Below are 14892 nucleotides of genomic sequence, written 5' to 3' on the forward strand. Positions count from 1 at the left end.
GATGAAGCGGCCATTGGAGGGGAAGCGGATTCTCGTAACACGGGCGAAAGAGCAGGCCGAATCGTTGTCGGCACTCATTAAAGAACGTGGCGGGAAGCCGGTCGAACTTCCGCTCATCGCCGTCCGGAAAGCAACTGTTGCCGGAGACATCTTCAAGCAATTGCTGGCGTTCCAGTGGATCGTGTTTACAAGCGCGAACGGCGTTCGCTTCTTTTTCGAGCATTTGCGGGAACGGCATGTCCAGCTGCCGGAGGAAGTGAACGTGGCCGTAGTCGGGGAGAAGACGCGTGAAGTGTTGTCGGATTACGGTCGTGAAGCGGATTACGTACCGGACAATTTCGTTGCCGAAAGCTTGGCGGAGCGGCTGAAACCAGAAATCCAGGCTGGCGCGCGCGTGTTGCTGCCGCGCGGCAATTTGGCGCGCGATGTGCTGTTGGACAAGTTGAAGTCGTTTGGCGCGCAGGTGACGGCGCTTACCGTTTACGAAACCGTTCCGGAAACTGCGGGCCGCGAAACGTTGATTCGTTTGCTCCAAGAAAGAGCGATCGATGTCGTGACGTTCACGAGTTCGTCGACCGTGAATCATTTTTTCATGTTGATCGAGGAAGTGTTCGACTCCCTGCAACTGAAAGATTTCGCTTTCGCATGCATCGGCCCGGTAACGGCCCAAACGTTGCGAAAACATGGGATTGCCGCTGACATTTTGCCTGAGCGTTATCACATACGCGCGTTAGTGGAATCCATTGAAGATCACTATTTGAAGGAGGGTTTCCGATGAAACCATTTGCGCGTCACCGCCGTCTGCGCAGGAACGAGAACATGCGCCGTCTTGTATCGGAATCAAGGCTGACGAAGGACGACATGATTTATCCGATTTTCGTCGCCGATGGCAATGATATAAAACGGCCGGTACCCTCGATGCCGGGCGTGTTTCAATGGTCGCTCGACCGGCTCGACGAAGAATTGACTGCCGTAAGCGAAGCGGGCCTTTCGGCTGTACTTTTGTTCGGCGTGCCTGAAAAGAAAGATGCTGTCGGATCGGAGGCGTACTCAGATCAAGGCATCGTCCAAAGGGCGACGGTGTATATCAAGGAACATTACCCGCAGCTGCTCGTGGTTGCCGATACGTGCCTCTGTGAATTTACCGACCATGGGCATTGCGGCATGATTGAAAACGGCGAGATCGTGAATGACGAAAGTCTCGAAGTGCTGGCGAAATCGGCCGTATCACAGGCAAAAGCGGGTGCGGACATTATCGCGCCTTCCAACATGATGGACGGATTTGTCACGGCTATCCGTGAACAATTGGATGAAGCTGGCTTCGAACATATTCCGATCATGTCGTATTCGGTCAAATACGCGTCGGCTTTTTACGGGCCGTTTCGTGACGCGGCGGGAAGTGCCCCCGCCTTCGGCGACCGAAAAACGTACCAAATGGATCCGGCCAACCGGCTTGAGGCTTTTCGTGAGGCGGCTTCCGATGTTGAACAAGGAGCTGATTTCTTAATGGTGAAACCGGGCTTGCCGTATCTTGACATTGTTCGCGATTTAAAGGAACGGTTCGATTTGCCGCTTGTCACGTATAACGTGAGCGGCGAATATTCGATGGTGAAAGCGGCCGCGAAAAACGGGTGGATCGACGAAAAGAACGTCGTTATGGAAATGCTCGTCGGCATGAAACGAGCGGGAGCGGACTTGATCATCACTTATTTTGCGAAAGACGCGGCCGCTTGGCTCGATGAAGGAAACGGGGGGAGACGATGAGAAGTTTTGCGAAGTCGGAGGCGGCCTTTGCTGAAGCGAAAAAGAAAATGCCCGGCGGGGTGAACAGCCCTGCTCGAGCGTTTCAATCGGTTGGTCGGACGCCGGTTTTCATGGAGCGCGGCAAAGGTTCACGCATTTACGATATTGATGGAAACGAATATATCGATTACGTGCTGTCGTTCGGTCCGTTAATTCTCGGGCACGCGGATGAAGAGGTCGTCGCGGCGATCAAAGCGGCTGCGGAAAAAGGGACGAGCTTTGGAGCGCCGAACGAATGGGAGACGAAACTGGCTAATCTCGTCATTGACCGGGTGCCTTCCATCGAAGTCGTAAGGATGGTGAATTCGGGCACGGAAGCGACAATGAGCGCGGTTCGCCTCGCCAGAGGGTACACGGGACGCGACAAAATCCTCAAATTTGAAGGCTGTTATCACGGGCACGTCAATTCGCTGCTCATCAAAGCCGGATCCGGCATTGCGACGCTCGGGTTGCCGGACAGTCCCGGCGTTCCGGCCAACCTCGCCGAACATACGATTACGGTTCCGTATAACGATTTGGCGAGCGTTCGCGAGGCATTCCGCCGTTTCGGCAGCGAAATTGCCGGCGTGATCGTGGAGCCGGTCGCAGGCAATATGGGCGTCGTGCCGCCGCTGCCTGAATTTTTACAAGGATTAAGAGACCTCACGAGCGAATACGAATCGTTGCTTATCTTCGATGAAGTCATGACCGGTTTCCGCGTCGATTATGGCTGCGCGCAAGAACATTTCGGAGTCACTCCTGATTTGACTTGCCTTGGCAAAGTCATCGGAGGCGGCCTTCCAGTCGGCGCGTACGGCGGAAAGCGTGAAATTATGGCTCACATTGCCCCTGACGGACCGATTTACCAGGCGGGCACGCTCTCGGGCAACCCGTTGGCGATGGCAGCTGGATACGCCACGTTGCGGCAACTGGATCGATCGGTTTACGAAGAATTGTCTCGCAAAGCGAAACAACTTGAGAAAGGATTGCACGAAGCGGCCGAGGAATACGAGATTCCTCATACGATTAATCGGGCGGGATCGATGCTTGGCTTCTTTTTCACGGATGAACACGTCGTGAACTACGAAACGGCAAGCGGTTCTGATTTGGAACGTTTCAAATCTTATTTTTCGACGATGTTGGAAGCGGGCGTATCGCTGCCGCCGTCGCAGTTCGAAGGACTGTTCTTGTCGACGGCTCATGATGATAATGATCTTGAGCAAACGGTGGAAGCGGCCCGCCTTGCTTTTTCCAAACTGAATAAAGGTTAGAAACGCAGCTGCCGGCGGATCAACCGCCGGTTTTTTTTATGGGACCGGGTTCATATTCGAATGTTTTCGTTCATAAACATTTGTAAGGAATGAATCTTTTCAAGGAGGTCAGCGCCTATGTCGGAAAAATCCCCGGATCATCTTCGGTTTTCTATCGAAGAGTCACTCTGGTTGGAAAACGGGCATGATGTGGACGAAGTCGTTTCCTTGTCCCTGGAACCCGACATTTCCATCATCGAAAATAAACATTATGTGTCCGTAAGAGGTTCTTTGCGGCTGAACGGTGAATACCGTCCGCTTTCGTCGGAAACTTTGGAGACGGAATCCGCTTTTGAAGACAAGGAAGATCGCGTGCTGCGCAACCAGTCGATGCGGCCGATCGACAAATTGAGAGAAGGCGAAAACGGCTTGAACGAGCTTGAACACCGGTTTCCTGTTGACATCACGATTCCGTTGAGCCGGATTGACCGTCTCGACGACATTTATGTCGACGTCGAAACGTTTGATTACACGGTGCCGGAAAGCAATTGTCTGCGATTGTTTGCCGATCTTTCGATCGTCGGGATGGTCGGAGAACAAGAAGCCGGAAAAGAAGAAGAAAGATCGGAACGGGTGGAACGTGCGGCAATGCAGGCAGAAGAAACGCAGGCTCGCCAAGGCGAGGAAGCGGAACGCGAAGAAGAGCAGCGCACGGCGGTCGCGAGCGGCAACGCTGAGAGCGAGCGTCAGCGGGAACTGGAATCGGCGAGCGTTGCGGAGGAGAGGGAAGTGCAGCGTGAGCTGGGAGGTTCGGCTGAGCGGGATGAAGCGGTCAGCGAGAGGGGCGTGCAGGAGGAAGCGCGTGAAGAAGGGAACGCGGATGCGGGAGTGTATGAGCCGTTTCGTTACGAGGCGCACCGGGAGCCGACGGACGAGGAAAGAGCGGTCGTCGATCCTGCGCGGGATGCGGAAGCGGAGCGGATGCCGCACGTGGAGATGAAATCGCGGATTGAAGAAGAGGGCGAGGCGCACGGGTCCGAGCAGGAGGCGCAGCCGGATCGAGAGCCGGTCGGCGGTGAAGGGTTAGTGGAGGATGAAAGTTCGGAGGATAAAAGTGAGTCCCATTCGGCAGGCTCGCGCGAAGAAGAGAATGCGTTGTATTTGACGAAAATGATGACGAATGAAGAGGAAGCGTTTTCGAGGTTGAAGATGTGTATCATTCAACAGGGGGACTCGTTACAATCGATCGCTGAACGGTATCAATTGCCGTTGTCGCAGTTGCTTCGGGTGAACGGGTTGGAAAGCGAAACCGTTTCTGAAGGACAGATCTTATACATCCCGATCTCGTCATGATGGTTTTCGCAGGCAGCGCTGACGTGAAGTTTGCCGCCGGAAGCAACATGGCAGGTTTCAGGTTAAGGAAAGCGGGGGTGACGGCGTGAGCGGGAATATAGCCCCGGTCTTGTCGCATTATCAACTGTATCCAAACGTGATCGAATCGTTTGGAAATGTTCATAAAATTTCCGGGCTGAATGGGGTTTTCGCCTTAAAGCAGACAATGTTGACGCAGGAACAGAGGGCGTGGTTCGCCCACATCATTGATCGGTTAAAGGGGTTGTCCTTGGATTCCCTCCTTTTGCCGCTTCCGACGAAAACCGGACAACCTTTTGTAATGGAAGAGGGGATGACTTATTATTTGACGACGTGGTGCGCTGCACGAAACGACGGAATCGTGAGCGAAGAAGAACGAGCGCTGGAGACGGCGGCCGTTTTGCACCAATTGACCGAAAAAGAACAATCTTATTCAGCTGACATCGTCGAATCATCCTCCCGTCTATTGCTGGATCGCTGGTCAAAACAACAGGACGTTCTCGAAACGTTTGCCGCCGAGACAGAGAACCGTTTAACCTTCACGGCTTTTGAACGGTCTTTTCTTTCGGCTCGCGACCGAATTTTTACGGCCGTGGACCGTTCGAAGCAAAGATTGAGCGCCTGGAAAACAACAACGAACCGAAACCGACGGTTCCGAGTCGTGCTTTGTCACGGACAATTGACCCCGGCACATGCCATCGACGGGCATTTGGTGAATTTTGAACGCGCGTTGCTCGACGCTCCTTCCCGCGATCTGGCTCAATTTTTCAGGAGTGCGGTCTTGAGGGCGAACACGCAACGTTCGGATGCTGCGCCTTATGATTGGCTGCTGCGTTACGAAGAAATATTTCCGCTTCGCGTCGAAGAACGTCAGCTGCTCGCTGCTTATTTGTCTTTTCCGGACGCGGTTTATCAAGTCGTTCGCCGATTTATCGATCAGGAACCTCGAAACAACAGTGAGTTTGCGGCGATCTTTGACCAGCGCTGGCAGCGGTTTTTACAATTGGAGCAGTTGGCAGACAAATTGAGCGAATAGCTTTAAGCGAATCGTCCGGTCAAATCATTTTTTTCGAATATAAAATGTACAAGCAAACGAGAATTACGAGCAATAGCAAATCGAACATCGTCGGGTGCAAAATCGTGCGCACCATTTGAAAGACGACGATCGGAAGACAAAATGGTTCGAACGCATCACGAAGTTTTCGCAGCCGCGTCGGAAGTTTGTACTTGTTGTAACGTCTCATGACGATCCCTCCGTTGATCGTACGGTTAGAATTAGTTTATGACACGGCTCCCGCTGCGTGCCCATCGTTTAAAACGTTCGGTTTTTGTCCATCCTTGTTGACGAAACGAGCGAAACGGGGTACACTACAAACAAATGAAGAAATGTGATGATGGGGAGCAGTACATCGCCCGCCTGTCCAGAGAGGGAAATCCGCAGGCTGCAAGATTTCTCGAGGTTCGAGCGGTGGAACGTCGCCCCGGAACTGCCTTTCCGAACGCAAGTAAGAAAGGCCGGCATGAAAAGCCGTTATCTCGTTTGAGTGTACAGAGATCGATCTGTAAATTAAGGTGGTACCGCGAAACTAACTTCTTTCGTCCTTACGGCGAAGGAAGTTTTTTATTTTGATTAAAAGTCGGGAGGCGATCCAATGGAGTTACCGAAAAAATATGATTCGCAACACACGGAAAGCAATAGGTACAAGTTTTGGCTGGACGGAGGTTTCTTTAAAGCGACCGGAGATGAGTCGAAAGAACCGTTCACGATTGTCATTCCGCCGCCAAACGTCACCGGAAAACTGCATCTGGGTCATGCGATGGAAAATACGATGCAAGATTTGCTTATTCGGTACAAGCGTATGAAAGGTTACGACGCATTGTATTTGCCGGGCATGGACCATGCAGGCATTGCAACACAGGCGAAAGTGGACGCTAAGCTGCGGGAGGAAGGAATCAGCCGCCATGATCTCGGACGGGACAAGTTTCTTGAAAAAGCTTGGGAATGGAAACACGACTATGCCAAGTTCATTCACGAACAATGGGCGAAAATTGGCATTTCCGTCGACTATTCCCGCGAGCGGTTCACGCTTGACGAAGGTTTATCGAAAGCCGTTCGCAAAGTTTTCGTTCATTTGTACGAAAAAGGATGGATTTACCGCGGGGAATACATCATTAACTGGGATCCTGCGACGAGAACGGCACTTTCAGACATTGAAGTGATTTATAAGGAAGTCAAAGGTGCTTTCTATCATATGGAATATCCGCTTGCCGACGGCTCGGGGACGATTGAAATCGCAACGACTCGTCCGGAAACGATGCTTGGGGATACGGCGATCGCCGTTCATCCGAATGACGAACGTTACCAACATTTGATTGGCAAAAAAGCGATTTTGCCGATCATCGGAAGAGAGCTGGAAATCGTTGCCGACGATTATGTCGACATGGAATTTGGTTCCGGTGCGGTAAAAATTACCCCGGCGCACGATCCGAACGATTTTGAGATCGGCAACCGCCACCATTTGAAGCGAATTCTCGTCATGAACGAAGACGGCACGATGAACGAAAATGCCGGCAAATACGCAGGACTCGATCGCTTTGAATGCCGCAAACAAATCGTTCGCGATTTGCAGGAGAGCGGCGTGTTGAAGCGAATTGAAGAGCATACGCATTCAGTCGGACATTCCGAAAGGTCGGGAGCTGTCGTTGAACCGTATTTGTCCACGCAATGGTTCGTTCGGATGAAACCGCTCGCCGATCGGGCGATCGAATTGCAACATTCCGAAGACAAAGTGCGGTTTGTACCCGAGCGATTCGAAAATACGTATTTGCATTGGATGGAAAACATTAGGGACTGGTGCATTTCCCGACAATTATGGTGGGGGCATCGGATTCCCGCTTGGTATCATAAAGACACTGGTGAAATGTATGTCGGGATGGATGCCCCTGCGGATACAGAAAACTGGCGTCAAGATGAAGACGTGCTTGATACGTGGTTCAGTTCTGCGCTGTGGCCGTTTTCGACCTTAGGCTGGCCGAATGAAGAAGCATCAGATTACAAGCGTTACTACCCGACGAACGTGCTGAACACGGGGTATGACATCATTTTCTTCTGGGTGGCGCGCATGATTTTTCAAGGTCTCGAATTTACCGGCCAAAAGCCGTTCGATGATGTTCTCATTCATGGACTTGTTCGTGACGCAAAAGGCAGAAAAATGAGCAAGTCGCTCGGCAACGGCGTCGATCCGATGGAAGTCATCGATCAATACGGTGCCGATGCGCTGCGCTATTTCTTGGCAACCGGCGCTTCTCCCGGGAATGATTTGCGTTTTTATTGGGAAAAAGTTGAAGCGGCTTGGAACTTCGCTAATAAAATTTGGAATGCATCCCGTTTTGCACTCATGAACATGGAAGACATGTCGTATGAAGACATCGATCTTTCCGGAAGCAAATCATTGGCCGATCGCTGGATTTTATCGCGCCTGAATGAAACGATTCGCGAAGTTTCCCGTTATTTCGACGTGTATGATTTCGGTGAAGCCAGCAAGTATTTGTATTCTTTCATTTGGGATGACGTATGCGATTGGTACATTGAAATGGCGAAGCTGCCGCTGTATGGGGATGACGCGAAAGCGAAGCAAACGACGCGCTCTGTGCTTGCGCATGTGTTGGATACGACGATGAGGCTCCTGCACCCGTTAATGCCTTTTATTACCGAGGAAATATGGCAGCACTTGCCTCATAAAGGCAAGTCGATTACGATCGCGGACTGGCCGGAAGTCGATAAGGCTTTCAATGACAAGGAAGCGATGAAAGACTTTCAACAATTGAAAGAAGTGATCCGGAGCGTTAGAAACATTCGCGCGGAAGTGAATGTTCCGCTTTCAAAAAAAATCGAGCTGCAAATCAAGACGGAAAATGACGAGTATCGTCGGCGTCTCGAGCAAAATCGCTCCTATATAGAAAATTTCTGTAATCCAGAAACATTGACGATTTCCACAGATGTGAAACCATCCGGGAAATCGATGTCGGCGCATTTGACGGGAGTGACATTGTATTTGCCGCTTGCCGGTTTGATTGACATCGATGAAGAAGTCAAACGGCTTGAAAAAGAACGGGAAAAATTGAATAATGAAGTCGAACGCGTACGCAAGAAACTTGCTAACGAAAATTTTGTAAAAAAAGCGCCCGAGCATGTTGTTAACGAAGAACGTGAGAAAGAAAAGGATTATTTACAAAAACGACAAAAAGTCGAAGAACGCATTGCGGAATTAAAAGCATAATACGGGCGATAACGGCGAACCGCAAGGTTCGCCGTTTTTACCGACTGGAGGGTCAGCGATGTTGAACACTTACGAAGAAGCAATTGAATGGATACACGGTCTGCTGCCGCATGGGGTGAAGCCGGGGTTGAAACGGGTCGAATGGATGCTCAGCCGGCTCGGACATCCCGAGAGGAAGCTGCGTTCCATTCATGTAGGAGGGACGAACGGCAAGGGTTCGACGGTGACGTTTTTGCGAAGCATGATGCAGGAAGGCGGATACCGGATTGGAACGTTCACGTCGCCTTATGTAGAAGAGTTTAATGAACGAATCGCGGTGAACGGGGAGAGCATCAGCAATGAAGATTTCTTGCGGGCGGCGAACCGTGTGAAGCCGTTGGCGGATGAGCTGTCCGAAAGCAAATTCGGCTCGCCGACCGAATTTGAGGCGATTACGGTCATCGCCATGCTTTTTTTTGCGGAAACGGCTTATCCGGACTTCGTCATTTTCGAAGTCGGGCTCGGCGGGAGACTCGATTCGACAAACGTCATCTATCCGATGCTGAGCGTGATAACGAATGTCGGATATGATCATACGGAAATTCTCGGCGATTCGCTGACTAGCATCGCGAAAGAAAAAGCCGGCATCATCAAGGCGGGAACGGGTGTCGTCAGTGGTTGCGAGCAACCTGAGGTCATCGATCAAATCCGGAAGGTTTGCGCCGAGAAAAAGGCAAAATTGTATTTGCCGGGAAACGGGTTTTCGTTTGCGCACGAGTCATCGAACACGGAAGGTGAAACCTTTTCGTATCAATCGGTATTTGCCAAACGCGAACAACTGTCGATCCGTTTAAAAGGGGCCCACCAAGTGAAAAACGCCGCAATTGCCTTAATGGCCGTGGATTACTTGAACAAGTATTTTGCGCTTGTGCTTGAGGAAAACGACATTCGCGAAGGGTTAAAAAAAGCGTTTTGGCCGGGGCGGTTCGAAGCCATCTCCTCAAAACCGTGCGTCATTGTCGACGGCGCCCATAATCCGGAAGGCATACGCACGCTGATTGAAACGGTGCGTGTTACTTTTCCCGGAAACCGAGTAAAAATTTTATTCGCGGCGGCAACAAACAAAAACACAAAGGAAATGCTCCGTCTCCTGAATACGTTGTCGTCTGAAATTGCCTTGACGTCGTTTTCGTTCGAAAAGGCACAAACCGCTGAATATTTGCGGCACGAAGCGGATTTTACGCCAGTGATCTCAACGGATGACTGGAATAAAGCATTTGATCATTTGCTTCAAGGCGCGGATGAACAAACAGTGATCCTAGTGACCGGTTCTTTGTACTTCATTTCGGAAGTTCGAAAGGAGCGGCGATGTGTAAGCCGAAAATGACGCAACGAGTGTGAGGAATATCGGCCGAAAAGCCCGTTGGACCCGCGCTTTCCATTCTTTCCAACATTATACAATCAAAACTTTTTCAGATTTTTTGAAAAAACTTGTTAAAAAGTCCTCGGTTCTTTCCGATATTGTAGTAAAATGGGACTAAAGTAATGCGCTTGAGGAGGGACAGCGGATGACGGCCAGGATAAAAGCCTGGATTTGGGTCGTTTGGGCTATTACATGGCCCATTCTGTTGTATTCAGTCTATGTTCAGTACGGCTTCCATATTGAAGGGGAAGTTTTCCAGTATTTGTTGTTTGTGTTGCTTGCCGTCATTGTTGCACTCATGCCGATTCAAGTGAAAGGTACCGACCTTGTAGTCACTCAAGGCGTGCTGCTTGCGATTTTTCTCGAATTCGGATTGTTTGCGGAAGTCATTGCCCAACAAATCGCGATGGTCGCCTTTTTAATCTTTTTGCGCGTGGACAAGAAAGACTTGTACCGCTATCCGCTGAATTTGTTAATGTTTTTCTTTATTTCTTACTTTTCCGGCATTGCCTTTTTCGCGGCGGGAGGGGACATAGGTTCGATTGACGTGACTTCGCCGATTGCCATCGTGCCGATTCTCGTATATGTAACGGCGGTATTTATGATCAATCAGTTATTGTTGACCGCCGTTCGCCGATTTTTGATGCGGCAGCGCTACATGTTTTTAGGGAAAGACGTTCTTTGGGAAGCGGTGATGACCTTGCTCATGCTCCCAATTGCGCTGGCTTTGTTTTCGTTGTATTCCGAACTCAAAGCTACGGCGATCTTGTTCGTCGGCGCACCGTTCATCAGTTTGTCAGTCATGCTTCGTATGTATCATTCAAGCGAGAAGATTAACGACTTGCTGCAAAAAACGACCGGCATCGGACGTGAGTTGACTGAACGTCTTGAGGTTAAAGGGACATTAACGATTTTCATCGAAAAGATTACCGAGATTTTCCCCGTTGATATCGCCTACATTCTTGATGTGAATGGGGATGATGACGAGAACATGAAAATTTTGCGCGTGTTTGAGAAAAACAAAGGTCACTTGACTGCCCAAACCCATTTGAGCAAAACTTCGGGCGTCAGCGGCAGGGTATATACGACGGGTGCCGGAGTTCTTTATTTTTCTAGAAAACAGTGGTACCACCTTTCTAAAGGGTTCTTGCCGAAAACGATGCAGTCCATCATTTCTGTTCCGATGCGGAGAAATCAGGAGATCACCGGCATCATCACGCTCGCCGCTAAGCAAAAACACGCATTCGCACGTCACCATTTGATGGTGCTTGAAATTCTCGCTAACTATCTTGCAGTAGCTGTTGAAAACGCGAGAAACTATGAAGAAACGAAGAATCGCAGTGAACGCGATCCGCTCACGAATTTATACAACTACCGTTTTTTCATGGACAAACTCGATTCGATGTTTGCGACGCCTGCGCCGGCATTTCCGTTCAGCATTTTGCTCATTGACCTTGACCATTTCAAGTCCATTAACGATACATACGGCCATGATGCCGGAAACCAGGTGCTTTGCCAATTCTCAGAAAGGCTCGTTCATTTGGTCGAAGAAAAAGGAACAGTGGCTCGTTACGGCGGCGAAGAGTTTGTTGTCATCTTGCATCGGTCGGACGAACGCGAGTGTTTGGCCTTTGCCGAAGAGGTGTGCCGCAAAACCGCAGACCAGCCGTTTTTCTCGAAAGAAGGCTTTCGTGAACAAAAAATTCGCGTAACAGCGAGCATCGGCGTTGCAACGGCACCCCTTCACGGAGAAGATGCGATGTCTTTGATTCGCAATGCCGACCGAGCGATGTTTACAGGGGCGAAGCAGCAAGGAAGAAACCGCGTAGCCGCTTATACCGGATGACGTAAAAAGAAACAGCTTTCCGAAGAAAGCTGTTTCCTCATCAATCGCGCAGTTTTGCAATCAGCCGCAACGTTTCCAAGTAGAGCCAAACGAGGGTTACCATCAATCCGAATGCCCCGTACCATTCCATATACTTAGGAGCCCCGTACCGTACCCCGTTTTCGATAAAATCGAAATCAAGAACTAAATTCAGCGAAGCGACAATGACGATAAAAACGCTTATGCCAATGCCGACAATCCCGCTGCTATGCAAATAAGGGATTTGCATTCCGAAAAAACCGAGGACAAATTGAAACAAATAGACGAGCATGATTCCGAAAGTAGCAGCAGCGACGCCGAGTTTGAAATTTTCCGTAGCCCGGATGATTCGAGTTTTGTAAAGAAACAGCAAAGCAAACAATATCGCGAAAGTAAGACTAACGGCCTGGATGACAATGCCGGAGTACGCAGATGCGAACATCGCCGATATGCCTCCGAGAAACAGGCCTTCGAGCAGGGCATACAACGGTGCCGTGACCGGGGCTGCTTTTTTTGCAAAGATCGTAATGAGCGCTGCAATAAAGCCTCCAATCGCACCAACTGCCAACCAAGGAACGACTGAAGCTTCTGAATGAAAATACAAGTTCCACGTCCAGACGGATGCTGCGATGGTCAACGCCAACAGCATGAACGTTTTGTTGACTGTTCCTCCCAATGTCATCGGCTCGGCCGAGCGCTCACCAGCGCTTCGAAATGCTTTTTCTCCCAATGCCGGATTTCCGCTTCTCATGTTTATCCCTCCAACCTTTATATCCTGCGTCTCTATTTTACTACAAGACGAGATCTTTCCCTCAATAGTATTACGTTCCAAACGCCTGCAAAGTTTCAATCTTTCAAACTTCATTGCATCGGAGGTGATTTTCATTGTCTTTGTGGTTCTCATTTGTTGTCGGGACCATTCTCGGATCATTTTATAACGTTGCAGGGCTTCGCCTGCCGAAGGGAGAACCGATTTTCTTTGCGCGTTCCCGGTGTTCCGGCTGCCGCCGTGCGCTCTCATGGCATGAGCTCGTTCCCGTCGTTTCATTTTTTCTTTTACAAGGACGGTGCCGCAAATGCGGCTGTAAACTGTCATGGCTTTATCCGTTTGTGGAGGCAGCTACGGGTTGTTTGTTTTCTCTTATCGTTTTCGTTTTCCATTCGGACGGTTCCGTTTTGTTTGGTTTGTTGGTCGTTTCCTTGCTTGCAATCGTATTCGTTTCCGATCTTACGTACATGATCATTCCCAATCGTGTGCTTTTGGTTTTTCTGTTGATCTTCGTAAGCAGTAAAAGTTTCGGCTTGCTATCCGCGGCGTTTCCTTTGTCATGGACAGGAGCGTTGACGGGGTTCCTCGTTCCTATGGCGGCAGCGTGGCTGAGTTCCGGTAAAATCGGGGGCGGCGACGTGAAATTGCTTACACTTCTCGGATTCATGCTCGGTTTGCCAGGTGTGTTGACGACGTTGTTTTTTGCATGTTTGAGCGGACTGTTGTATTCGTGTGTTCGGATCGGTATCGGGTGGATGAAAAACGATGAACCGATCGCTTTCGGTCCGTTCATTGCACTCGGCGCTGTGATTTGCTTGTTTTGCGGCAAACCGCTCTTGTCGTTGTACTTCTCTTTATATGAAAGGTTCTAATTGATCGCGTGATTCATAGACTATTGATAGAGAGGTGCTGCGACAATGGGACAAAATAATCGCATATCCGTTCGCATTAACGGACAGGAAAAATTCATCGACCGGGAACCGGAGACGCGCATGGCTGCGGCGAGCGCGAATGAAAAATCATTTCAATGGGTGTTGCCGGATACCGACGAAACTGCCCAACCAAGAGGCAGCCAAACCGAGCACGCATCGGTGAATCGTCCGTTCGAAAGAAAGGCGCGGAGTTCGGTACAACAAACCGATTGGCGAAACGTGAAGGGACAAGCTCCCGGCATTCCGCGGCAGCGCCGCAAGAAGAAAAGCGCCTTAAAAAGGAAGCAAGGAGCGGCGGGTCATTCTTTTGCGAAGAAAAAAATGAATAAAAAGAAACTGCCGAAGACACAGTGGTTTTCCGGCTTATCCGCAGTGGCGGTCGGCATTCTCATGGGATGGGTCGTGCTGTCGATGTTTGCTGGTCATGATCGCCAGGATGCCGACAAGGCAGCGGTTCCCTCAACGAACAGCCAATTAGGAGGGACGAGCGATTCCGAGAAAACGATCACGAACTTGGATCTCTCGCTTTCGATCGTGCAAGGCGGCGTATTTTCGAGCGCAAGCCACGGGAACACGGCAGTTGAAGCGTTGCGAAGCAACGGTTATGCCGCGGTATTGCAAGAAAATAACGGGAAATTTTATATGTATATCGGCGTCGGCACAAGCCAACAAGAAGCGGAAAAACTTGGCCGGTTCTACAAAAGTATCGGACAAGAGGTATGGGTTAAACCGCTGAAGACTTCAGTCGAGGCGGAACAACTAAATGGAACGGTTCGAAAGCAGCTGGAGACGGCGAAAGGGTTGCTTGAACAGTTGATTCCGGAAGCCGTTGAGCGGTTATCGGCTGATACAACTGGTAATCAAGCGGGTAGTGAAATGTCAAAGGTCAACGAAATGCTTGCCTCGCTTGAAAAAAGCGGCACAGCAGAGGTTAAGCCGCTAGTGAATCAACTTCAGTCATCGGTGGCTTTGTTGGAAAATTACGCGGAATCCGACGCGAAAAACGAGTTATGGAAGGCGGAGCAACATTTGCTGCAAGCAGTGATGAAATATAATGCCCTTGCAACGGCGGAACAATGATCAACGGGGAGTCAGGCGATGACTCTCCGTTACCCGAGTCTCTTTTTGGATTCGTTTGGATTCCCTAGCTTTTCACAGGGAATTGTCATAAATCCCTCGGCTTTGTCGAATGCTTCTAATAAGGGGTACATCACGCGTTTGGAGGATTCGATTGTATTGGGG

General features: G+C 50.1%; 12 protein-coding genes and 1 other annotated feature. Of the genes, 10 read left to right on the forward strand and 2 right to left on the reverse strand.

Annotation, left to right across the window (positions count from 1 at the left end; translation table 11 throughout):
- The first annotated feature begins 1 nt into the window (after position 1).
- The 5 genes from VFK44_07920 to VFK44_07940 all read left to right on the forward strand — a co-directional run bounded on the left by VFK44_07920 (position 2) and on the right by VFK44_07940 (position 5439).
- A complete protein-coding gene (locus VFK44_07920) occupies positions 2-778 on the forward strand; it encodes a uroporphyrinogen-III synthase (protein HET7628301.1) in 777 nt (258 codons plus the stop codon).
- Complete coding sequence (gene hemB, locus VFK44_07925; protein ID HET7628302.1) at positions 775-1764, forward strand: porphobilinogen synthase; 990 nt, start codon at positions 775-777, stop codon at positions 1762-1764. The genes VFK44_07920 and hemB overlap by 4 nt, the downstream gene beginning before the upstream one ends.
- Positions 1761-3053, forward strand: a complete 1293-nt coding sequence (gene hemL, locus VFK44_07930) for a glutamate-1-semialdehyde 2,1-aminomutase (protein ID HET7628303.1) — start codon at positions 1761-1763, stop codon at positions 3051-3053. Before hemB ends, hemL begins: the two co-directional genes overlap by 4 nt.
- Before the next feature lie 117 nt (positions 3054-3170).
- Positions 3171-4385, forward strand: coding sequence for a stage VI sporulation protein D (gene spoVID, locus VFK44_07935; protein ID HET7628304.1), 1215 nt, complete (start codon positions 3171-3173; stop codon positions 4383-4385).
- Between the two features lie 85 nt (positions 4386-4470).
- Positions 4471-5439: a hypothetical protein gene (locus tag VFK44_07940; GenBank protein HET7628305.1), complete on the forward strand. Its 969-nt coding sequence runs from the start codon at positions 4471-4473 to the stop codon at positions 5437-5439.
- A gap of 19 nt (positions 5440-5458) precedes the next feature.
- Here VFK44_07940 and VFK44_07945 read toward each other — a convergent pair whose 3' ends face one another.
- The gene (locus tag VFK44_07945; protein HET7628306.1) at positions 5459-5647 is read right to left on the reverse strand and encodes a hypothetical protein; all 189 of its coding nucleotides are present in this window, start codon (positions 5645-5647) and stop codon (positions 5459-5461) included.
- A 138-nt stretch (positions 5648-5785) separates the two neighbouring features.
- Positions 5786-6010, forward strand: a binding site (T-box leader).
- Between the two features lie 45 nt (positions 6011-6055).
- Here VFK44_07945 and VFK44_07950 point away from each other — a divergent pair.
- From VFK44_07950 to VFK44_07960, 3 genes are all read left to right on the forward strand, one after another.
- The gene (locus tag VFK44_07950; protein ID HET7628307.1) at positions 6056-8683 is read left to right on the forward strand and encodes a valine--tRNA ligase; all 2628 of its coding nucleotides are present in this window, start codon (positions 6056-6058) and stop codon (positions 8681-8683) included.
- 58 nt (positions 8684-8741) lie between these two features.
- Positions 8742-10049, forward strand: coding sequence for a folylpolyglutamate synthase/dihydrofolate synthase family protein (locus tag VFK44_07955; GenBank protein HET7628308.1), 1308 nt, complete (start codon positions 8742-8744; stop codon positions 10047-10049).
- Between the two features lie 181 nt (positions 10050-10230).
- Positions 10231-11931 (forward strand): sensor domain-containing diguanylate cyclase, encoded by a 1701-nt coding sequence (locus VFK44_07960; GenBank protein ID HET7628309.1) that lies wholly within the window; start codon positions 10231-10233, stop codon positions 11929-11931.
- Between the two features lie 40 nt (positions 11932-11971).
- On the opposite strand, the gene VFK44_07965 is transcribed toward VFK44_07960, so the two are convergent.
- On the reverse strand, positions 11972-12700 hold the full coding sequence (locus tag VFK44_07965; protein ID HET7628310.1) for a Bax inhibitor-1/YccA family protein: 729 nt from the start codon (positions 12698-12700) through the stop codon (positions 11972-11974).
- 134 nt (positions 12701-12834) lie between these two features.
- On the opposite strand from VFK44_07965, the gene VFK44_07970 reads away from it, so the two are divergent.
- A complete protein-coding gene (locus VFK44_07970) occupies positions 12835-13590 on the forward strand; it encodes a prepilin peptidase (protein HET7628311.1) in 756 nt (251 codons plus the stop codon).
- Between the two features lie 45 nt (positions 13591-13635).
- On the forward strand, positions 13636-14730 hold the full coding sequence (locus VFK44_07975; protein ID HET7628312.1) for a hypothetical protein: 1095 nt from the start codon (positions 13636-13638) through the stop codon (positions 14728-14730).
- Positions 14731-14892: the final 162 nt, after the last annotated feature.

It is taken from the genome of Bacillales bacterium (assembly GCA_035700025.1).
Taxonomy (GTDB): domain Bacteria; phylum Bacillota; class Bacilli; order Bacillales; family DASSOY01; genus DASSOY01.

Excerpts from the sequence above, each read along its gene's own strand:
- VFK44_07920 (HET7628301.1), top strand. The coding sequence starts at position 2 with ATGAAGCGGCCATTGGAGGGGAAGCGGATTCTCGTAACACGGGCGAAA.
- hemB (HET7628302.1), top strand. The coding sequence starts at position 775 with ATGAAACCATTTGCGCGTCACCGCCGTCTGCGCAGGAACGAGAACATG.
- hemL (HET7628303.1), top strand. The coding sequence starts at position 1,761 with ATGAGAAGTTTTGCGAAGTCGGAGGCGGCCTTTGCTGAAGCGAAAAAG.
- spoVID (HET7628304.1), top strand. The coding sequence starts at position 3,171 with ATGTCGGAAAAATCCCCGGATCATCTTCGGTTTTCTATCGAAGAGTCA.
- VFK44_07945 (HET7628306.1), bottom strand. The coding sequence starts at position 5,647 with ATGAGACGTTACAACAAGTACAAACTTCCGACGCGGCTGCGAAAACTT.
- VFK44_07950 (HET7628307.1), top strand. The coding sequence starts at position 6,056 with ATGGAGTTACCGAAAAAATATGATTCGCAACACACGGAAAGCAATAGG.
- VFK44_07955 (HET7628308.1), top strand. The coding sequence starts at position 8,742 with ATGTTGAACACTTACGAAGAAGCAATTGAATGGATACACGGTCTGCTG.
- VFK44_07960 (HET7628309.1), top strand. The coding sequence starts at position 10,231 with ATGACGGCCAGGATAAAAGCCTGGATTTGGGTCGTTTGGGCTATTACA.
- VFK44_07965 (HET7628310.1), bottom strand. The coding sequence starts at position 12,700 with ATGAGAAGCGGAAATCCGGCATTGGGAGAAAAAGCATTTCGAAGCGCT.
- VFK44_07975 (HET7628312.1), top strand. The coding sequence starts at position 13,636 with ATGGGACAAAATAATCGCATATCCGTTCGCATTAACGGACAGGAAAAA.